Source organism: Citrobacter sp. Cpo074 (genome assembly GCF_030332745.1).
Lineage (GTDB): Bacteria > Pseudomonadota > Gammaproteobacteria > Enterobacterales > Enterobacteriaceae > Citrobacter > Citrobacter portucalensis.
In genome coordinates, this window is record NZ_JAOWHG010000033.1 from 766,998 (window position 1) to 788,484 (window position 21,487).

15 protein-coding genes are annotated in these 21,487 nt (G+C 54.8%); 7 read left to right on the forward strand and 8 right to left on the reverse strand.

Features of this window, described 5'->3' with window-relative positions; translation table 11 throughout:
* Positions 1–15: 15 nt before the first annotated feature.
* The gene (locus OGX83_RS18000) at positions 16–3,282 is read right to left on the reverse strand and encodes a DUF5107 domain-containing protein (protein WP_286588781.1); all 3,267 of its coding nucleotides are present in this window, start codon (positions 3,280–3,282) and stop codon (positions 16–18) included.
* A gap of 114 nt (positions 3,283–3,396) precedes the next feature.
* Here OGX83_RS18000 and OGX83_RS18005 point away from each other — a divergent pair, with 114 nt between their 5' ends.
* Complete coding sequence (locus OGX83_RS18005) at positions 3,397–4,590, forward strand: ROK family transcriptional regulator (RefSeq protein WP_048215773.1); 1,194 nt, start codon at positions 3,397–3,399, stop codon at positions 4,588–4,590.
* A 3-nt stretch (positions 4,591–4,593) separates the two neighbouring features.
* Here OGX83_RS18005 and hcaR read toward each other — a convergent pair whose 3' ends face one another.
* Positions 4,594–5,487: a DNA-binding transcriptional regulator HcaR gene (gene hcaR, locus OGX83_RS18010; protein ID WP_048234713.1), complete on the reverse strand. Its 894-nt coding sequence runs from the start codon at positions 5,485–5,487 to the stop codon at positions 4,594–4,596.
* 135 nt (positions 5,488–5,622) lie between these two features.
* Here hcaR and hcaE point away from each other — a divergent pair, with 135 nt between their 5' ends.
* From hcaE to hcaD, 5 genes are read left to right on the forward strand one after another with little or no spacing between them, the layout of a single operon-like run.
* Complete coding sequence (gene hcaE, locus OGX83_RS18015; RefSeq protein ID WP_286588783.1) at positions 5,623–6,984, forward strand: 3-phenylpropionate/cinnamic acid dioxygenase subunit alpha; 1,362 nt, start codon at positions 5,623–5,625, stop codon at positions 6,982–6,984.
* Positions 6,981–7,499 (forward strand): 3-phenylpropionate/cinnamic acid dioxygenase subunit beta, encoded by a 519-nt coding sequence (gene hcaF, locus OGX83_RS18020; RefSeq protein WP_032944241.1) that lies wholly within the window; start codon positions 6,981–6,983, stop codon positions 7,497–7,499. Before hcaE ends, hcaF begins: the two co-directional genes overlap by 4 nt.
* Positions 7,499–7,819, forward strand: a complete 321-nt coding sequence (hcaC, locus tag OGX83_RS18025) for a 3-phenylpropionate/cinnamic acid dioxygenase ferredoxin subunit (protein ID WP_003037633.1) — start codon at positions 7,499–7,501, stop codon at positions 7,817–7,819. The genes hcaF and hcaC overlap by 1 nt, the downstream gene beginning before the upstream one ends.
* Entirely contained in the window at positions 7,816–8,628 is an 813-nt protein-coding gene (gene hcaB, locus OGX83_RS18030; protein WP_100272022.1) for a 3-phenylpropionate-dihydrodiol/cinnamic acid-dihydrodiol dehydrogenase, read from the forward strand. Before hcaC ends, hcaB begins: the two co-directional genes overlap by 4 nt.
* 9 nt (positions 8,629–8,637) lie before the next feature.
* On the forward strand, positions 8,638–9,840 hold the full coding sequence (gene hcaD / locus OGX83_RS18035; protein WP_286586006.1) for a phenylpropionate dioxygenase ferredoxin reductase subunit: 1,203 nt from the start codon (positions 8,638–8,640) through the stop codon (positions 9,838–9,840).
* 92 nt (positions 9,841–9,932) lie between these two features.
* On the opposite strand, the gene glyA is transcribed toward hcaD, so the two are convergent.
* The gene (gene glyA / locus OGX83_RS18040) at positions 9,933–11,186 is read right to left on the reverse strand and encodes a serine hydroxymethyltransferase (protein ID WP_003835277.1); all 1,254 of its coding nucleotides are present in this window, start codon (positions 11,184–11,186) and stop codon (positions 9,933–9,935) included.
* A gap of 326 nt (positions 11,187–11,512) precedes the next feature.
* Between glyA and hmpA the strand changes: the two genes are divergently transcribed.
* On the forward strand, positions 11,513–12,703 hold the full coding sequence (hmpA, locus tag OGX83_RS18045; RefSeq protein ID WP_286588785.1) for an NO-inducible flavohemoprotein: 1,191 nt from the start codon (positions 11,513–11,515) through the stop codon (positions 12,701–12,703).
* A gap of 101 nt (positions 12,704–12,804) precedes the next feature.
* Here hmpA and glnB read toward each other — a convergent pair whose 3' ends face one another.
* From glnB to purL, 5 genes are all read right to left on the reverse strand, one after another.
* Entirely contained in the window at positions 12,805–13,143 is a 339-nt protein-coding gene (gene glnB / locus OGX83_RS18050; protein ID WP_002914032.1) for a nitrogen regulatory protein P-II, read from the reverse strand.
* 60 nt (positions 13,144–13,203) lie between these two features.
* Positions 13,204–14,538, reverse strand: coding sequence for a two-component system response regulator GlrR (glrR, locus tag OGX83_RS18055; protein ID WP_304502732.1), 1,335 nt, complete (start codon positions 14,536–14,538; stop codon positions 13,204–13,206).
* On the reverse strand, positions 14,538–15,281 hold the full coding sequence (gene qseG / locus OGX83_RS18060) for a two-component system QseEF-associated lipoprotein QseG (RefSeq protein WP_032944248.1): 744 nt from the start codon (positions 15,279–15,281) through the stop codon (positions 14,538–14,540). Before qseG ends, glrR begins: the two co-directional genes overlap by 1 nt.
* A 22-nt stretch (positions 15,282–15,303) precedes the next feature.
* Positions 15,304–16,734 (reverse strand): two component system sensor histidine kinase QseE/GlrK, encoded by a 1,431-nt coding sequence (gene qseE / locus OGX83_RS18065; protein ID WP_103286014.1) that lies wholly within the window; start codon positions 16,732–16,734, stop codon positions 15,304–15,306.
* Positions 16,735–17,383: 649 nt separating this feature from the next.
* Positions 17,384–21,271, reverse strand: coding sequence for a phosphoribosylformylglycinamidine synthase (gene purL, locus OGX83_RS18070; protein ID WP_048225083.1), 3,888 nt, complete (start codon positions 21,269–21,271; stop codon positions 17,384–17,386).
* Positions 21,272–21,487 lie beyond the last annotated feature (216 nt).

The window sequence follows — 21,487 nt, forward strand, 5'->3', positions numbered from 1 at the left end:
CACCCGTTTCGGGTGTTACTGGAAAAGCCTTACGTTAATGGCGTGACGCAGCAGTAATGCCTTGTCATGTGCCGGATTGAGTTGCAGGAGTTCATCAAGTTCACGCTGACAGGCGGCGCTATTTCCCAGCCCCAGATGCCCGAGCGCATTGATAAACAGGCAGTGTTGCTGGTGTTTTGCTTGTGCTGAGGTATCCAGCACCACCAGGTCGGGTAGCGATACGGCAAAGAAATCGACATCCGGAACGTTGTCGTGATGCGATTCGCTCCATTGCAGGAAGCTATTGAACAGAGCGTCCGCCTCTGCGTCATCGCCAAGTTTTCTCTGCGCCATACCCTGCCAGAAGAGATAGTCCACTGGCTGGTCGTTGTAGTAACGTCCGGCATCCAGTGAGCTGCCGCCGCGCGTCGCACGGGAGAAGTAGCGCTGAGATTCTTCGAAATGGCCTTGCAGCTGAGCGCAATGCCCCAGCAAATACCAGATGTCATTATCCGTTTGCCCTGGCAAGCGTCCTTCCCCGAGGTTTTGTGGGTAGTGCAACGCCTGTTGCAGCTGCGCGATGGCGGTTTGCAGGTCGCCGGAATGAACGGCAGCCAGGGCACGATGCATCTGATTCAGCAGATATTGCCCGGTGGCTTTACCTTCACCACCTTCCCACGGATGGAACACGCGTTCACGTAACACTGCGGCGGCATCGTCGTAGCGCCCCACCCCATTCCACAAGCTGAGCAGTTCCACCGTCAGATCGTCTCGATGGAAGACAATCTCTTTACTGGCTTCCAGTCGCTGCAGACGCTGCTCAGCGGGTTGTGCCATTAACTTCTTGAGATAGTCGAGTTCAAACAGGAAGCGAGCATTCTGTGGTTCCAGCGCCACGGCCTGCGACAAATACTGCATCGCCTGCTGTGCATCGTGCAGTTTGTTCCAGGCATAGATTCCCAGTAAACGGTGTACCGGTGCGAAATCCGCTTCCTGCGCAAGCGTGAACTGCCAGCAGGAAACCGCCTCGGCATAACGCCGTTTGCTGTACCAGAAGCAGCCGAGGAAATAGCGGGCAAAAGCACTTTGCTCAAGAGTTTGCAGCATCTGCACTTCATCCAGCGTATTGGGGAAGCGCACGCGGTTTTGCAGACACTCACGAGCACGTTCAATGAACGGTTGTGGATTATCGCTCAGCGAAGCGCGCCACAGCATCGGCAGCGTTTCCTGACTGTCGAGCAGTTCCAGCACGCTACGGGCAGCATCCTTTTGCCCCAAAGAAGTCAGCCAGCCTGCCAGTTCACACGCGTTGGTACCGCGCCGCCCGGTAATCGAGATTAGCGCCTGTGCAGTGGCCTCATCCTGGCAAATAGCCCAGCGCGCATAGTGCAGGGTGTAACTCAGCGGATAATCAACCAGTTGTTGGCGAATGTAGTCCAGCGCTTGCACATTGCGATCAAGCTTTGCCAGCGCCAGCGCTTTCAGTCCCATCGCCAGGTTATTACTGCCGTTAAAGCGCAGGCTCTGCTCGACCTTTTCCAAGGCGCCGGCGTAGTCCTGACGCTTCATCGCCAAACGCGCTAACGACCAGAAAGCTGCATCCCGGCAGTTGCCGCTCCAGCTGGCCTTATAATAATTATCCCACGCGCTGTCATCATCGCCCTGACGTTCCTGTGCGGCGGCCAGCAGCATACTTGCCTCACCATCACGCGGATTTTTATTGAGCTTATGCGCCCGCTCCAGCGCCTTGCCAGCACATTGTGCCGCCAGCGCCCAGTCGGCGCGGTTTAGCGCTAGCGTCCCCTGGGCCACATTATTGCGGTAGTCCAGCGGATCAACGTCCAGCGCGCGGCGATAATAATCTTCGGCATAGCGGCTGGCGTGGTTGTACTGCTCCAGATGCTGACCAATAAAATAGAGTTCATCGGTATTAGAAAGCGCTTCTGGCAGCGCTGGCGCAACGGCCGCCGAAGGCAGCGGTAATTCTTTCGCGATGTGCTCTTCGTACTGCAAAAGCGTAGTGCCATCGACGCTTGTGACGGTCATCGTCACCCGGGCATGGCCATTGTCAGACACATCGGCCAGCCAGCTCTGTCCAGGCTCAAGGGTGAGGGTATTTTCATAGAACGGCTGCCCGTGCGCAGCAAGCGTAACCTGAACATCGCGTAGCGGCGCAATCGCATAAACGCCCACAGAAAGCTGGTTACGCTCACGCACCAGACGAAGCGCCAACTGCGTGCTGGCGTTTTGCACCATTCCCAGTTCGCTGTAGGGCAAGAAGTTTTGCACGAAGACTTTCTCTTCGTACGGCGCAAGCCAGGTGAAATCCGGCTGATTATCGGTAAAGACCCCGGTCATCAGTTCAATATACGGACCGTTGTCATCGGTGAGATTACGATCCCAGGCAACACCAAAGTCGCCGTATCCCCATGTCCACTGTTTTTTCCCCGGCGAAACATGGTGATCGGCCACATGCAGCAACCCACCACGCTCGCCGTGATGCCACGCGCCAACAAAATCATAATCTGATTTTTCAGCCATATAGGAGGTCGGTACGGGTACGTTCTTGTAGCGTGAGATATCCACACCGGCCGAATAGTCCACTTTGTAGTATGTGCCGGTGGCGATGGGAAACGCTGAGACATCGCGCTTACCGTGGTCAAATACCGCCGTCACATCCGGAGGGAACACGCTCTGATGATCGTCGCCGCCCTTCACCGCCGGATTCGCCCACCATAAGAAGTGGCGCGGGGTAGCGTTACCGTTAAACACTTTCCCGGTTATCTCGATCAACGCGCGATCCGGATACAGCGTGAATCCGGTCATCACCTGTAAACCGCGCATGGGTTCAACCTCACCCATCCACACGGTGTATTCACCCTGCTCACCCTGCTGTTGAGTAAAATCCACCGGCATAAAGGTGGTCGGGCGATGATGTTGCGGCCAGTTAAACTCGATACCGCCGGAGATCCACGGCCCAAGCAGACCGACCAGCGCGGGTTTCACCACTTCGTTGTAGTAGACGAAGTCGCGCTGCTGCACTTTGTCATACGCTCGATGAATACGCCCGCCTAACTCCGGCAGCAGCATGATGCGAATGAAGTCGTTCTCCATCCACACCGCCTGATAGTCGCGCATTTCACGTTTGCCGGTCAGCGTATCAATCACGCCGTAAGGGTAAACCGCTCCAGAAGATCCCTGATACACCCGTTTTTCCAGAAACATTGGGTTGGCATCTTCTTCACCCGCCGCCCACGTTGGGAGGGTGATCGTTTCCTGCCAGACTTTAACTGAACCGTACATGCCGCTCTCCACTCAATAAACAAAAGTAAAAATTCAACTTGATGCTATTCTGCGGCAGTTAGGTGGCGTTAAAATGCGCAATGCTCACGCAATATAGTTAAGGGAGTTAAGTGAATGCAGCGTTCGGGGTTCAACAACGTCAGGGTCCGTCAAGCGAATAAACAGATCTTTTTGTCTCACCTGTGGCGGGAAAAACAGCTCAGCAAGTCACAGCTGGCGCAGCTCACCAGCCTGTCGATCCCGGCGGTCAGCAATATCCTCGAAGAACTGATGGATGAAGGGAGAATCAGCCATTCGCGAGAAACCTTAAGCCAGCGCGGTTTGAGCAGCGGCAGCTATCATTTGCCAGAAAAAGGCGCCTGGACGCTGTGCATCAACGTCACCCCCACCAGCATCACCAGTCAACTGGCGGACGCGCGACTGGTGGCCGTAGGCGACTGGCAGCATGAAGTCATCAACCCCGAATCGCCAAAAGCGCTGCTGTCAGCCCTGGCGGCACACTGGCGGGAGTATCGTCGGGAATTTCCCGATGTGACGATTAATCTGGCGCTTGGCGTTCATGGTCAAGTTGATCCGATAACCGGTGCATCAAAAACCATGCCCCAGGCCCCGTGGAAAACTCCGGTGGAAATAAAATATCTGCTGGAGGAGAAGCTCGGCGTGCAGGTCCGGCTGGACAATGACTGCGTGATGCTGGCGCTGGCGGAAAAATGGCAAAACCCGGCGGCCAACGGTGATTTCTGCGTGATTAACGTTGATTACGGTATTGGCTCATCGTTTGTGATTAACGATAACATCTGGCGCGGTAGCCTGTATGGCAGCGGTCAGATTGGGCATACCATCATTCATCCCGATGGTGTCGCCTGTGACTGTGGTCGCTATGGCTGTCTGGAAACCGTAGCGTCATTAAGCGCATTGAAAAAGCAGGCCCGGGTGTGGATGAAATCGCAGCCGACATCCCTTTACGATCCGGAAACGCTCACCACTGACCAGCTAATTGCGGCCTGGCAGCACGGAGATGTCCGCATTCAGGCCTGGGCCGAAAATGCCGCCAGCGCCATCGGGCTGAGTCTTTATAACTTTCTGAATATACTGAATATTAACCAAATATGGTTGTATGGGCGTAGCTGCGCATTTGGCGACAGCTGGCTCAATACGCTGGTGCAGCAAACTGGGTTTAACCCATTCGATCACGGCGATAACCCGCGAGCCAGAGCCACGCAGATAAGCTTCGGTAAGCTTAATCGCACCCAACAACTTATGGGCATTGGCTATCTGTATGTCGAGTCACAGCTTAGCGAGTTATAGCCATTACTCCGTCAGGCTCACCGCTAAACGTTCATGTACCGTGGCGATAAAATCGGTCAACGCCGGTTTGATTGGCCCTTTTTTCCACGCCATCAACAGCGCAATGGTCGGTACATCGCCAACAATAGGGCGGAAAACCACCTGTCCGGTATTAAAATTATTCATATAACCGGGTATCAAAGTCACCCCCAGCCCCATGCCGACCAGGTTCATGGTCACCAGAATGTTGGTTGCCACCTGCACAATGTTGGGCTGGCTTTTTTGCTGCTGAAACCAGTTTTTGACAATCATCGCTAACGCGCCGGAGTAGGCCGGATCGGTGCTGACAAAATTCACGCCGTGTAGTTGTTCCGCGGAGATTGCTTGCTCATTAGCTAACGGATGATTTACCGGTAAAACCACTACTAACGGCTCATGAATCAGCTCCAGATAATCGAGATCCGGGCTGTACACCGGGTGGCGCATTAAGCCCACATCCAGCTCTCCACTCAGGATCTTCTCTTCCTGTTCGGTGGTGATCAGACTCACCAGCTCAATGTGCGTATCTGGCTGTTTTAAACGAAACAAAGGCAGCACCTTCGGCAGCAGATTTACCTCTGCGGAAGGGACAAAACCGATGGCGAAATGATTATCTTCCTGCACCGTTTTACGGGCACGAACTTTGGCGTTTTCCGCCTGTTCGAGGATCGCCAGCGCATCTTGCAAAAAGCACTCTCCCGCCGCCGTCAGCGCAACTTTTCGTTTATCCCGCACCAGCAACGGAACGCCCACGCACGTTTCCAGATCGCGGATCTGGCTGCTTAACGACGGCTGAGAGGTATGCAGCTTCTCTGCCGCTCGGGTGAAATTCAGCGCCTGCGCCACCGCTACGAAATAGCGTAAGTGCCTCAGTTCCATGCCCTTCTCCTTGTTATCGAAAAAATGTCTCAACTGGTAGAAATTTACTATTTCACAGATTGATAACTAACCAGCAACATCCTTAAGGTACAAAAAAAGAAGGTCAATACATCTTAGCTTTCAGGATTAAAAAATATGACCACACCCTCAAATTTAGACATCTACGAACTGATCGACACGCAAAACGGTCGCGTAACCCCACGAATTTATACCGACCCTGAAATTTACCAACTGGAGCTGGAGCGCATCTTCGGACGCTGCTGGTTATTTCTCGCCCACGAAAGCCAAATCCCCAAACCCGGTGATTTTTTTAACACCTACATGGGCGAGGATGCAGTTGTGGTGGTTCGCCAGAAAGACGGCAGCATCAAAGCGTTTCTCAACCAGTGTCGCCACCGCGCAATGCGCGTCAGCTACGCCGACTGCGGCAATACCCGCGCCTTCACCTGCCCGTATCACGGCTGGTCGTACGGCATTAACGGCGAGCTGATCGACGTTCCGCTGGAACCGCGCGCCTACCCGCAAGGGCTGTGCAAATCGCACTGGGGGCTGAACGAAGTTCCTGGCGTAGAGAGCTACAAGGGACTGATTTTCGGCAACTGGGATACCTCCGCGCCTGCGTTGCGCGATTATCTCGGCGACATCGCCTGGTATCTCGACGGTGTGCTGGATCGTCGTGAAGGCGGCACCGAAATCGTCGGTGGCGTACAAAAGTGGACCATCGATTGTAACTGGAAATTCCCCGCCGAACAGTTTGCCAGCGACCAGTATCACGCGCTGTTCAGCCATGCCTCGGCCGTGCAGGTGCTGGGGGCAAAAGACGACGGCAGCGACAAGCGCCTGGGCGACGGACAAACCGCCCGCCCGGTGTGGGAAACCGCCAAAGACGCGCTACAGTTCGGTCAGGATGGGCACGGCAGCGGATTTTTCTTTACCGAAAATCCCGATGCCAACGTCTGGGTCGACGGCGAAGTCTCCAGCTACTACCGTGACACCTACGCGGAAGCCGAGCAGCGTCTGGGAAAAGTTCGCGCCCTGCGTCTGGCCGGTCACAACAACATTTTCCCAACGCTTTCCTGGCTCAACGGTACTGCCACCTTAAGGGTCTGGCATCCGCGCGGGCCGGATCAAGTTGAAGTATGGGCATTCTGTATTACCGATAAAGCCGCCTCTGATGAAGTGAAAGCTGCGTTTGAAAACAGCGCCACGCGCGCCTTTGGCCCCGCCGGATTCCTGGAGCAGGACGACTCGGAAAACTGGTGTGAAATTCAAAAACTGCTGAAGGGTCATCGCGCACGCAACACCAAATTGTGTTTGGAAATGGGGCTGGGCCAGGAGAAACGTCGTGAAGACGGCATTCCGGGGATCACCAACTACATCTTTTCGGAAACCGCCGCGCGCGGCATGTATCAGCGCTGGGCCGATTTGCTCAGCAGCGAAAGCTGGCAGGAAGTGCAGGAGAAAACTTCAGCTTACCAGCAGGAGGTGATGAAATGAGCACCTTAGTTTCTCAGGAACTACACCACCGCATTACACAGTTTCTCTACCATGAAGCCAGCCTGCTGGATGACTGGAAGTTTCGTGACTGGCTGGCACAACTGGATGAAGACATTCGCTACACCATGCGTACGACGGTCAATGCCCAGACGCGCGATCGTCGCAAAGGCGTGCAGCCGCCGACCACCTGGATTTTCAACGACAACAAAGACCAGCTCGAACGTCGTATCGCGCGGCTGGAAACCGGCATGGCCTGGGCGGAAGAGCCACCGTCGCGTACCCGGCACCTGATCAGCAACTGCCAGGTCAGTGAAACTGGAGTTCCCGACGTCTTTGCCGTTCGCCTTAATTATCTGCTGTATCGCGCGCAAAAAGAGCGCGATGAAACCTTTTACGTCGGCATGCGCATAGACAAAGTGCGCCGTTTGCCGGGCGATGAGTGGCGCTTACTGGAGCGTGAGATCGTGCTGGATCAAGCGGTGATCACCTCCCATAACCTGAGTGTACTGTTCTGATGAGTCGTGTTTATGCTTGCCCCGTAGGGGATTTGCCGGAGGGTGAAGCGCTCCGGCTTGATACCTCGCCCGTCATCGCGCTGTTCAACGTTGGCGGCGAGTTCTATGCCATTAACGATCGCTGTAGCCACGGTAACGCCTCGATGTCGGAAGGCTATCTGGAAGACGACGCTACGGTGGAATGCCCGCTGCATGCCGCCAGTTTTTGCCTGAAAACCGGCAAGGCGTTGTGTCTACCCGCCACCGATCCGCTAACCACCTACGCGGTATATGTGGACGGTAGCGATGTGTTTGTTGATATTCCAGAGGACGCAAGATGAGCGATTTACGCGATAACGTGGTCTTTATCACCGGCGGCGGCTCCGGTCTTGGTCTGGCACTGGTCGAGCGTTTCATCGAAGAAGGTGCGCGGGTCGCCACGCTGGAGCTGTCGCCAGCTAAAGTTGCCAGCCTGCGTCAGCGCTTTGGCGAACATGTGCTGGCAATCGAAGGCAACGTCACCTGCTACGCCGACTATCAGCGCGCGGTAGATCAAATCCTGACGCATTACGGTACGCTGGACTGTTTTATCGGAAATGCGGGGATATGGGATCACAATGCCTCGTTGGTCAATACGCCTGCGGATGCGCTGGAGAGCGGCTTTCATGAGCTGTTTAACGTCAACGTGCTGGGCTATCTGCTGGGCGCGAAAGCCTGTGCCGCTGCGCTTATCGCCAGCGAAGGCAGCATCATCTTTACCCTGTCCAATGCGTCGTGGTATCCCGGCGGCGGCGGCCCGCTGTATACCGCCAGCAAACATGCGGCTACCGGGCTGATTCGCCAGCTGGCATACGAGCTGGCACCAAAGGTTCGTGTTAACGGTGTCGGTCCATGCGGTATGGCGACAGATCTACGCGGCCCGCAGGCGCTGGGACAAAACGATACATCGATTATGCAGTCGCTGACGCCGGAAAAAATCGCCGCTATTTTGCCGCTACAGTTTTTCCCGGAGCCGGCGGATTTTACCGGCCCGTATGTGATGCTGGCATCAAAGCGCAACAACCGCACATTGAGCGGCGTGATGATCAATGCCGACGCCGGTCTGGGTATTCGCGGTATTCGTCACGTCGCCGCCGGACTGAATCTCTGAGGAGACGTTATGAACCCAAAAACTATCGCTATCGTCGGCGGCGGTCAGGCGGCGGCTATGGCTATCGCTGCACTGCGCCAACAAGGTTTTGACGGCGAATTACACCTGTTTTCCGATGAGCAGCATCTGCCCTATGAACGCCCACCGCTCTCCAAAGCGATGCTACTGGACGACAATCCGCAACTTCAGCCGATACTCCCCGCTGACTGGTGGCGGGAACACAACGTACAGCTGCATCTGGGGGTTACTGTGCAGACGCTCGGCCGCCAAACGCATCAGTTGGTGCTGGCTAATGGGCAGAGTTATCCATGGGATCGGCTACTGATTGCGACGGGCGCTGCGGCACGCCCCCTTCCGCAACTGGATAAGCTGGGCGATCGTTGCTTCACCCTGCGCCACGCGGGCGATGCCGAGCGCCTGCGCGACAATTTATTGCCGGGCAAGTCGATTGTCATTGTCGGTGCGGGCACCATTGGTCTGGAACTGGCGGCCAGCGCGACTCAACGCGGCTGTCAGGTGACGGTGGTGGAGCTGGCGCCAACGGTCATGGGCCGCAACGCGCCTGCTCCGGTGCGCGACTACCTGCTAGCCCGCCACCAACTTGCGGGCGTGCGGGTACTGCTTAACAGCGCTATTGAGCATGCCGAAGCGGGAGAGTGTATCTCGCTCACGCTACAAAACGGCGAAACTCTCACCGCTGATGCGGTGATCTATGGCATCGGTATCGTGGCGAACGATATGCTGGCCCGCGAAGCGGGGCTGGAGACGGCGAACGGCATTATCGTTGATACCGCCTGCACCACCTCCGATCCCGCGATTTTCGCCGCCGGTGACGTAGCGATAACGCGCCAGGCTGACGGTTCGTTAGTACGCGTGGAAAGCTGGGAAAACGCCAATTTTCAGGCACAGGTTGCCGCCGCCGCGATGCTCAATCAACCGCAGCCAGCAGCAACGCCGGGCTGGTTCTGGACCGATCAGTACCGTGATAATCTACAGTTTGTCGGCGAAATGCAGGGTGAGAACTGGCTCCTACGCGGCGATCCTGATGCGCAGAAAGCAATATGGTTTAACCTACAGGATGGCGTGATTGTCGGCGCAGTAACGTTGAATCAGGGCCGAGAAATACGTTTATTGAGAAAATGGATTCAGGCAAAGAAAAAGCCGCCAGTGGCGACTTTAATCGATGAAACAATCTTGCTTAAGTCAATATAACTGCCGGAAAGTACTTCGTTTATCCGGCCTACATGTGAGTTACCTGTAGGCCGGAAAAGGTGTTTACACCACCATCTGGCAATCCGTATTACTTACGCGTAAACCGGGAAACGTGCACAGATATCCAGCACTTTACCTTTGACGCGCTCGATAACAGCTTCGTCATTGATGTTGTCCAGAACGTCACACATCCAGCCAGCCAGCTCTTTCACTTCCGCTTCTTTAAAGCCACGGCGAGTCACAGCCGGAGAACCGATACGGATACCGGAAGTCACAAACGGGCTCTTCGGATCGTTCGGTACGCTGTTTTTGTTAACGGTGATGTTAGCACGGCCCAGCGCGGCGTCAGCTTCTTTACCGGTCAGGTTTTTATCAACCAGATCCAGCAGGAACAGGTGGTTTTCAGTACCGCCAGAAACCACTTTGTAGCCACGATTCAGGAACACTTCCACCATCGCTTTGGCGTTTTTGGCAACCTGCTGTTGGTAAACCTTGAACTCAGGCTCCATCGCTTCTTTCAGCGCCACAGCTTTCGCCGCGATCACGTGCATCAGCGGGCCGCCCTGCGCGCTTGGGAACACAGCGGAGTTCAGTTTTTTGTACAGCTCTTCGTCACCGCCTTTCGCCAGGATCAGGCCACCGCGTGGACCCGCCAGGGTTTTGTGGGTGGTGGTGGTCACAACGTGTGCGTGTGGAACCGGGTTCGGATAAACGCCTGCGGCAATCAGACCTGCAACGTGCGCCATATCGACGAACAGATATGCACCGATGCTGTCGGCGATTTCGCGCATTTTTGCCCAGTCAACAACGCCGGAGTAAGCAGAGAAGCCACCGATGATCATCTTCGGTTTGTGCTCTTTGGCCTGCTTCGCCATGTCTTCGTAGTCAATTTTGCCGGACTCATCAATACCGTAAGGGATGATGTTGTACAGTTTGCCGGAGAAGTTAACCGGGGAGCCGTGAGTCAGGTGGCCGCCTTGTGCCAGGTTCATACCCAGAACGGTATCGCCCGGTTGCAGCAGAGCGGTGTAAACAGCAAAGTTAGCCTGAGAGCCGGAGTGCGGTTGTACGTTAGCGTAGTCAGCGCCAAACAGCTCTTTTGCGCGATCGATAGCCAGTTGCTCAACGATATCAACGTACTCGCAACCGCCGTAGTAGCGCTTGCCCGGATAACCTTCAGCATATTTGTTGGTCAGCTGAGAACCCTGCGCCTGCATAACACGCGGGCTGGTGTAGTTTTCGGAGGCGATCAGTTCGATGTGCTCTTCCTGACGTACTTTTTCCTGCTCCATAGCCTGCCACAGTTCGGCATCATAATCGGCAATGTTCATTTCACGCTTTAACATCCGCATCTCCTGACTCAGCTAACAATAAAATTTTCGGCCTTAAAAGGCGGTCCGTAGGACAACGGCGAACAGTATAACCGAATCATTCTTCGATAACAGGTCTTGACAAAGGATTTTACGCAAACGATTACCTTCATGGTACGCAAGGCTTTGGAGAACAAAGGTCTGCTGAATTTCAACGGATTTCTTTTCAGGTTTGTGATGCAGATTTTTCACGATGTAACCTTTACAACGCAAAGTTACAAAGAACCATTTACAATGCAGGGGTATTTTTTATAAGATGTATTTGACATACATCATTAAAGTTTCAGATAAAGGAAGACCGTATGCTTGACGCACAAACCATCGCTACAGTGAAAGCCACCATTCCCCTGCTGGTTGAAACAGGTCCGAAGCTGACCGCCCATTTCTACGACCGCATGTTTACGCATAACCCAGAGCTGAAAGAAATCTTCAACATGAGTAATCAGCGTAATGGCGATCAGCGTGAAGCGCTGTTTAACGCTATTGCCGCGTATGCCAGCAATATCGAAAACCTGGCGGCACTGTTGCCGGCTGTTGAGAAAATCGCACAGAAGCATACCAGCTTCCAGATTAAACCCGAGCAGTACAACATCGTGGGTGGCCATTTACTGGCAACGCTGGACGAAATGTTCAGCCCAGGCCAGGAAGTTCTGGATGCGTGGGGCAAAGCATACGGTGTGCTGGCGAACGTTTTCATCAACCGTGAAGCGCAAATCTACAGCGAAAATGCCAATAAAAATGGCGGCTGGGAAGGTACCCGTCCTTTCCGCATCGTGGCAAAAACCCCACGCAGTGCACTTATCACCAGCTTTGAGTTTGAACCTGTCGACGGTGGCGCAGTGGCTGAATATCATCCGGGGCAATATCTGGGCGTCTGGTTAAAGCCGGAAGGTTTCCCGCATCAGGAAATTCGTCAGTACTCACTGACCCGTAAACCCGATGGCAAAGGCTACCGTATTGCGGTTAAGCGTGAAGACGGTGGTCAGGTTTCAACCTGGCTGCACAACCATGCGAATGTTGGCGACGTTGTTCACCTGGCCGCACCAGCGGGCGATTTCTTTATGGACGTCGCGACCGACACCCCGGTATCTCTGATCTCCGCGGGCGTGGGACAAACCCCAATGCTGGCGATGCTGGATACGCTGGCAAAAGCGAAGCATACGGCGCTGGTTAACTGGTTCCACGCGGCAGAAAATGGTGACGTGCATGCCTTCGCTGATGAAGTCAATGAACTCGGCAAAACGCTGCCACGCTTTAGCGCACACACCTGGTATCGTGAGCCAACCGAAGCCGATCGTGCGAAAGGTGCCTTTGATAGCGTAGGTCTGATGGATTTGAACAAACTGGAAAGCGCAATCAGCGATCCGGCGATGCAGTTTTATCTGTGCGGTCCGGTTGGTTTCATGCAGTTCGCCGCGAAGCAGCTGGTCGGTCTGGGCGTGAAAAACGAGAACATTCATTACGAATGCTTCGGTCCGCACAAAGTCTTGTAATGTGTTACGCGAGTAGGCCGGATAAGGCGTTTACGCCGCCATCCGGCAATCACTCTGCCTGATGCGCTACGCTTATCAGGCCTACAAATTAACGGCGCGGCTTAGATTGCCGCGTCGTCTTCTTCACCGGTACGAATACGAATAACGCGTGCCACGTCGAAGACAAAAATCTTACCGTCACCGATCTTGCCGGTCTGGGCAGTACGGATAATGGTGTCGACGCAGGTATCGACGATGTCGTCGGTAACCACAATTTCAATTTTTACCTTCGGCAGAAAATCCACCATATATTCCGCGCCACGGTACAACTCGGTATGGCCTTTCTGACGGCCAAAACCTTTCACTTCTGTCACAGTCATACCGGTAATGCCGACTTCTGCCAGCGCTTCGCGGACGTCGTCCAGCTTGAAGGGTTTAATAATCGCATCAATCTTTTTCATGCTATTCCTTGAAAAGGTCGCCTGTCTTTTGATCGAATAAAGCTAACATAATCCGCAGATTTATTCTTTGAAATCGTTTGCATCCAGCTCGTGCCGAGAAAGCAATTTATAGAATTCGGTGCGGTTGCGCCCCGCCATTCTTGCCGCGTGGGTCACATTGCCCTTGGTGATTTGCAGCAGCTTACGCAGATAGTTGAGCTCAAACTGGTTACGCGCCTCAACAAAGGTCGGCAGCGCGGTGTTTTCCCCTTCCAGCGCCTGCTCCACCAGCGCGTCGCTGATCACCGGCGAAGAGGTCAACGCCACGCACTGCTCAATTACGTTGACCAGCTGACGCACGTTGCCCGGCCAGCTGGCGGTCATTAACCGCTTCATGGCATCGGTTGAAAAGGCGCGTACGAACGGTTTGTGCCGTTCAGCAGACTGGCGCAGCAGATGGTTCGCCAGCAGCGGAATATCTTCCGTACGCTCGGCCAGCGCAGGGATCTTCAGGCTCACCACATTGAGGCGATAGTACAAATCCTCGCGAAATTCGCCCCGTGCCATCGCTTTGGGTAAATCGCGGTGGGTCGCAGAAACGATCCGCACATCAATGTCGATATCGCGGTTACTGCCCAATGGTCTGACTTTTCGTTCCTGCAATACGCGCAGCAGTTTCACCTGTAACGGCGCAGGCATATCGCCAATCTCATCGAGAAACAGCGTACCGCCTTCTGCGGCCTGAAACAGCCCTTCACGATTGCTCACCGCACCGGTAAAAGCACCGCGCGCATGACCAAACAGTTCTGATTCCAGCAGTTGTTCCGGCAACGCGCCGCAGTTAATGGCAATGAAAGGTTTTTGGCTGCGTGGGCTGGCGTTGTGAATAGCCTGAGCGAAAACTTCTTTCCCGGTTCCGCTTTGACCGTTAATCAAGACGCTAACGTCCGATTGCGCCACCATCCGCGCCTGTTCCAGCAGGCGTAGCATCAGCGGGCTGCGGGTAACGATAGATTCGCGCCAGCTGTCATCGGTGGCGGGCGCAGACTGTTCCAGCGCCCCGTCAATCGCGTGATACAACGCGTCCTTGTCGACTGGCTTAGTGAGAAAACTGAACACCCCTTGCTGGGTCGCCGCAACAGCGTCCGGGATGGAGCCGTGAGCGGTCAGGATAATCACCGGCATCCCAGGCTGTACTTTCTGGATTTCAGTAAACAGCTGCATACCATCCATTTCATCCATGCGCAGATCGCTAATAACCAGATCCACTTTTTCACGGTTCAGCACCCGTAACCCTTCCTGCCCACTTTCCGCGGTCACGACGCTGTAGCCTTCGCTGGTCAGTCGCATTCCAAGTAATTTCAACAGTCCCGGATCGTCATCCACCAGCAGCAGATGCGCGGGCTTACGGCTTATCATGGCGTAACCTCATCGGCAGACGGCGCTGCGCCTTCTTCGTTATCAGGCGTAGTGAGTTTATCGTTCCCGTGCAGCGCATCAGGATTGTAGTTACCGCCAGGTTTGCGCGTGGAAAGCTGGCGCTCAATATCGGTCAGATTCTCCAGCTTGCGGGTCGTGAGATCGAGCTGGGACTGCAAATGCTGTTGCTGTTGGCGCAGCGTATCGAGATCGCTGTCGGACGCCTGCTGGAGTTTACTGTAGCGCATACGCTCTTCGGCAAGCTGCAACTGCAACGTTTGGCTGCTGCGCCAGACCTGATACAGCGGGCGTACCTGCGGCGGAATTTGCGGGCTTAACGCATCGAGGCGCGTAACAGCCTCCCGCCTTTCAGGCGGCGTAATGTTGGCATTATCGAGCAGGATCCCACGCCTGAAAGCGCCCTGCCAGGTATCTGCCATCAGGGTGCTGGCTTCACTACGCGCCTGCACCGGCATCAGGCGATTGGCACAATCCATCGCCCGCAGCCAGTACAACGGATTGGTTTCTGTAGACTGGCCAGACAGCGACCAGATATCCGTACAGTCGGTTGCAAGGTAGTCCGCCAGTTGATTAGGCGGAATTTTCTCCTGCGAGGGATCGCCGATAATATGATTCACCGCGTTCGGGACACAACCAACCAGCGCCAGGCACGGCAGGCTTGCGAGGATGACGCGACGAAGAAAATGTCGTTTAAGCATTCGGACAACAACGTATGGCATACTCACCAGACTTAGGTTTATTTTAGTGATTTTTCGCAGCAGCTAGCGGCAGTTCTATGCGAAAACAAACGTTTTGCGCATGGTCATCAACCAGATACAGCTTGCCCCGCATACGGCGGATGCAATCTCTGGCAATGCTTAGCCCCAACCCGCTTCCTTTTACCGCCCCTTTTCGCTGATGACTCCCCTGGAAAAAAGGCTCGAAGATCATGGTCTGTTCTGCTTCTGGAATCGGTGTGCCGGTATTCATTACATCGATGTATACCGTTGAGCCATGCAAACTGCTGCGGATCCAAATGTTACCGGATTCAGCACCATAGTGCACCGCATTGGAATAAAGATTGTCCAGCACGCTCATCAACAGCATCGGTTCTGCCAGGCAAGTGTTCACCGCAAGCGCAACATCAGTATGTATCATTTTGGCGCGAGCGGGCAGGCTATGCGCAGAAACAACGCTTTCCACCAGCGGCGCGATTTCCACACTTTCAAGTTCCACCTCGTCATCCGCCAGCTTGCGGTTGTAATCGAGGAGTTGTTCAATCAGCTTTTGCAGGTTACGGCTGCTGTCATCCAGAATACCGACCACCTCTTTTTGCTCCGGTGTTAACGGGCCAACCACCTGATCGGCCAACAATTCGGTACCTTCGCGCATGCTCGCCAGCGGTGTTTTCAGCTCATGGGAAAGATGGCGTAAAAACTGATGCCGTTGCGACTCAAGCCAGGAGAGGCGTTCGCTTAACCAGATGATACGCTGCCCCACGGATCTCAGCTCCCGTGGCCCGGTAAATAATACGCTATCCCCCAGCGAGCGCCCTTCTCCCAGACAGTTGATCATCCGTTCAATGCCCTTCACCGGACCGATAATCATGCGGGTAAACAGCAAGACCATCGCCAGGCTGACGAGAAACAGCACCAGTGCCTGCCAGCCAAAAAACTGCCCGCGTTCGGCTATTTCCTGCTGTAACTGCTGCCCACGAGAAAAGACCACGGTACGCGTCGCTTGCACCATCTCGGTATTGGCATTGGCGAACGCTTCCAGCCGTGCAGCCGACACACTGTCAGGACCACTGTTTTTACACTGCAACTGCGCGAGATCGTTAAGATCCTGACGCAACGCCTGGTAGAGCTTGGTATCCGGCAACACCCCCGCATGCGCATCCAGCATGTCGCTGTAGCGTTTACGCTGGCTTTGGTAGACCCTGGCCAATGTTGGGTCATCAAGCACGCAGTATTGCCGATAGCTGCGCTCCATCTCCAGCGCGACGTTGGTCATCGCCTCGCTGCGTCTGGCATCAATCAGCGTGGTGCGGTTTGTCAGCGCAGCCTGCGCGCTCAGGGCATTCAGACTTTGCCATGCCTGCCAGGCCAGAACTAACAACGGCAGCAGGATAAGCAAGAAGGCCAACGTCACCAATTGACGTAAAGATCGGGGAAAAACTGACCAGCGCTTCAAGGCGTTACTCTCAATGGACAGGAATAGATTGATGCTAACTGAGGGGAACGCCAGATACAACAAAGCCGGGATTAACCCGGCTTTGTTATGGAATAAGGCGGTGCCTAACTCGACGTTTCGCCCGGAAGTTGATATGAGCAATGCTAATATCAGATGTTGGACGGCAGGCACCTTGTTGTGCGTCATTCGAAGTTTATGTAGCACGTCCCGAAGGGGCTGACATAAGAAGGTGAATGAGCCACTGGTTAATATTATGCAGCATCTGTGCCAATATTCAAAACACTTTATTAACACAATGATAAGTATGAAAAATATTATTATTTTCACAAATAACAATTCTGGCTGTTTTTTGTTCTCTCTGTCGCCAATCAGCAACACTTGCAGCACTTAAAAACAAATCACTATTAAATCAAATAATTAAACGTCTCTTTTTGACGACACCGCAACCCTGCTCATGTCGGCATTTCCCGACACTTTACTTTTAGGTGCAAGCGCTGAGTTTATTGCCGGATGGCGGCGTGAACGCCTTATCCGGCCTACAACCGCATTTTCCCTGTAGGCCTGATAAGCGTAGCGTCATCAGGCGGGTTTCATCCGGCAGACAAAAAAAAGCCCCTCGCGAAGAGGGGCTTGATGACTATTGAGCGAATTAACCGAGCTGTTTACGCGCGTTGCGGAAAATACGCATCCATGGGCTATCCTCGCCCCAGTTTTCCGGGTGCCAGGAGTTGCTCACGGTACGGAACACACGTTCCGGGTGCGGCATCATAATGGTGACGCGACCATTTTCAGTGGTCACTGCAGTAATGCCGTTCGGCGAACCGTTCGGGTTAGCCGGATAGGTCTCGGTCACCTTACCGAAGTTATCAACGTAGCGCAGCGCCACCAGACCTTTGCTCTCAAGCTGAGCCAGATGCGCACCGTCACGCACTTCCACACGACCTTCACCGTGAGAAACGGCAATCGGCATCATCGAACCCACCATATCGGCAAGCAGTAAAGACGGGCTTTGCGTCACTTCGACCAGACTGAAGCGGGCTTCAAAGCGGTCGGAATGGTTACGCACAAAGCGCGGCCACAGGTCGCTTCCTGGGATCAGCTCACGCAGGTTAGACATCATCTGACAACCGTTACACACGCCGAGTGCCAGCGTTTGCGGGCGATGGAAGAAGGTTTCGAACTCATCACGGACGCGGTTGTTGAACAGAATCGACTTCGCCCAACCTTCACCAGCGCCAAGCACATCGCCGTAAGAGAAGCCGCCGCAGGCCACCAACGCCTGGAAGTTACCCAGGCCGATACGTCCGCCCAGCAGGTCGCTCATGTGCACATCGATGGCGTCGAAACCCGCACGGTGGAAGGCTGCTGCCATTTCAACGTGGGAGTTCACACCCTGCTCGCGCAGCACGGCCACTTTGGGACGCGCACCGGTGGCGATGTACGGAGCGGCAACATCTTCGTTGATATCAAACGACAGTTTAACGTTGAGACCAGGGTCCGCATCGTTGGTTTTAGCATCATGTTCTTGATCGGCGCATTCCGGGTTGTCACGCAGGCGCTGCATCTGCCAGGTGGTTTCCGCCCACCACATACGCAGGGTAGTACGGCTTTCGCTAAACACCGGCTGGCCGTTAGCGGTCAGGGTGAAGCGGTCACCTTCAACGGCTTTACCGAGGAAGTGTACGCAGTCTGCCAGGCCGTGGGCAGCCAGAATCGCTTCCACCGCCTCACGCTCAGCAGCACGAACCTGAATCACCGCACCCAGTTCTTCGTTAAACAGCGCCGCCAGACGATCTTCACCCAGAGAGTGGATATCAGCGTCAATACCGCAGTGACCGGCGAAGGCCATTTCCGCCAGCGTAACCAGCAGACCGCCGTCAGAACGGTCATGGTAGGCCAGCAGCTTACGCGCAGCGACCAGCGCCTGAATCGCATCGTAGAAGCCTTTCAGTTGCTCAACGTTACGCACGTCGGCAGGCTTATCGCCCAGTTGACGGTAAACCTGCGCCAGCGACGTAGCGCCCAGCGCATTGTGACCAAGACCGAGGTCAATCAGCAGCAGGGCGTTGTCTTCAGTAGACAGCTGCGGGGTAATGGTGTGGCGCACATCTTCTACGCGGGCAAAGGCGGTGATCACCAGCGACAGTGGCGAGGTCATTTCACGCTGCTCGTTACCTTCCTGCCAGCGGGTTTTCATCGACATAGAGTCTTTACCCACTGGAATGGTCAGGCCGAGCGCCGGGCATAGCTCTTCCCCGACGGCTTTTACTGCTTCGTACAGGCCAGCATCTTCACCAGGGTGACCAGCAGCCGCCATCCAGTTTGCCGACAGCTTAATACGTTTGATGTCGCCAATCTGCGTTGCCGCAATGTTGGTCAGCGCTTCACCGACCGCCAGACGCGCAGAGGCAGAGAAGTCCAATAGCGCAACCGGCGCGCGTTCGCCGATAGACATTGCTTCGCCGTAGTAGCTATCGAGGCTGGCGGTAGTGACCGCGCAGTTAGCGACCGGGATCTGCCACGGACCAACCATCTGGTCACGCGCCACCATGCCGGTAACGGTACGGTCACCGATGGTCACGAGGAACGTTTTCTCCGCGACAGTCGGCAGATGCAGCACGCGGTTAACCGCATCTGCAATCGAGATTTCACCACGATTCAGGGCATCGCCTTTGGCTTTCAGCGTCTGCACATCGCGGGTCATTTTCGGTGTTTTACCCAGCAGCACATCGAGCGGCATGTCGATCGGCTGGTTGTCGAAGTGGCTGTCGCTCAAGGTCAGATGCTGTTCTTCGGTAGCTTCACCAATCACCGCATACGGCGCGCGCTCACGCTTACACAGTTCGTCAAACAGCGGCAATTGATCGGCAGCAACCGCCAGCACGTAGCGTTCCTGGGATTCGTTACACCAGATTTCCAGCGGGCTCATACCCGGCTCGTCGCTGAGGATATCGCGCAGCTGGAACTTACCGCCACGACCGCCATCGCTTACCAGCTCCGGCATAGCGTTAGACAGTCCACCCGCGCCAACGTCATGGATAAACAGAATCGGGTTCGCATCACCCATCTGCCAGCAACGGTCGATAACTTCCTGGCAACGACGTTCCATTTCCGGGTTGTCACGCTGTACGGAAGCAAAATCCAGATCGGCATCAGACTGGCCGGAAGCCATAGAGGAAGCAGCCCCGCCGCCAAGACCGATGTTCATCGCCGGACCGCCAAGGACGATAAGCTTAGCGCCAACGACGATCTCGCCCTTCTGCACGTGATCGGCACGGATGTTACCGATCCCGCCTGCCAGCATGATCGGTTTATGGTAACCGCGCAGCTCTTCGCCGTTGTGGCTGTTGACCTTTTCTTCATAGGTACGGAAGTAGCCGGTCAGCGCCGGACGACCAAATTCGTTGTTAAACGCCGCGCCGCCCAGCGGGCCTTCGGTCATGATATCAAGCGCGGTAACAATACGGTCCGGCTTACCGAAGTCTTCTTCCCACGGCTGTTCAAAGCCAGGAATACGCAGGTTGGAAACGGAGAAACCCACCAGCCCGGCTTTCGGTTTTGCACCGCGACCTGTTGCGCCCTCGTCGCGGATTTCGCCGCCGGAGCCGGTTGCAGCACCTGGCCACGGAGAGATGGCCGTCGGGTGGTTGTGAGTTTCAACCTTCATCAGGATGTGGGCTGGTTCCTGATGGAAATCGTAGCGGCCGGTTTTGTGGTCGGCAAAATAGCGGCCCACTTCAGAGCCTTCCATTACCGCAGCGTTGTCTTTATAGGCAGACAGCACGTGGTCCGGCGTGGTTTCGAAGGTATTCTTGATCATCTTGAACAGCGACTTAGGCTGCTGTTTACCATCGATAACCCAGTCGGCGTTAAAAATCTTGTGACGGCAGTGCTCAGAGTTGGCCTGCGCAAACATGTACAGTTCAATATCGTTCGGGTTACGTCCCAGTTTGGTGAACGCATCCTGCAGATAGTCAATTTCGTCTTCCGCCAGCGCCAGACCCAGACGCAGGTTAGCGTCGATCAGCGCCTGACGCCCCTCACCCAGTAGATCAACGCTGGAGACCGGCGCCGGTTGGTGATGGGCAAACAGTTTTTCGGCATCGTTCAGCGCAGAGAAAACCGTTTCCATCATGCGGTCGTGCAGTTCGTCGGCCACCATCTGCCATTGCTCAGCGGTCAGCGTAGAGGCTTCTACATACCAGGCAATGCCACGTTCCAGGCGGCTAATCTGATGCAGACCGCAGTTGTGGGCAATATCAGTCGCTTTAGAAGACCACGGGGAGATGGTGCCTGGGCGAGGCGTAACCAGCAGCAGTTTGCCTTCCGGGGCGTGGCTTTGCAGAGCAGGACCATATTTCAGCAGGCGTGCAAGCTGCGCGTGCTCATCTTCATTTAACGGTGCATTCAGATCGGCAAAATGGACGTACTCGGCGTAAATGTTGTGGACCTGGAGGTTGGCAGCCTGAAAACGTGCCAGCAGTTTGTTAATACGGAATGCAGACAGTGCAGGTGAACCACGCAGAATTTCCATCATAAGTCTCTCGTCTTCTAAGCTTTCGGTGTGCCCAAGTGGGGGAAACGGGCGTCATTATAAAGAATCTACCGCGCCGACGAAACCGTTTGCGTCGAAATAAAATCACGACCGTCACTTATCATCAAATGCGGTCAGATTTCTGAATAAGTTGCCAACTGACGCAAGTTTAAGCAAAATGCCGTTCATTAATGACGACTTCACTTCTTAATCAACACC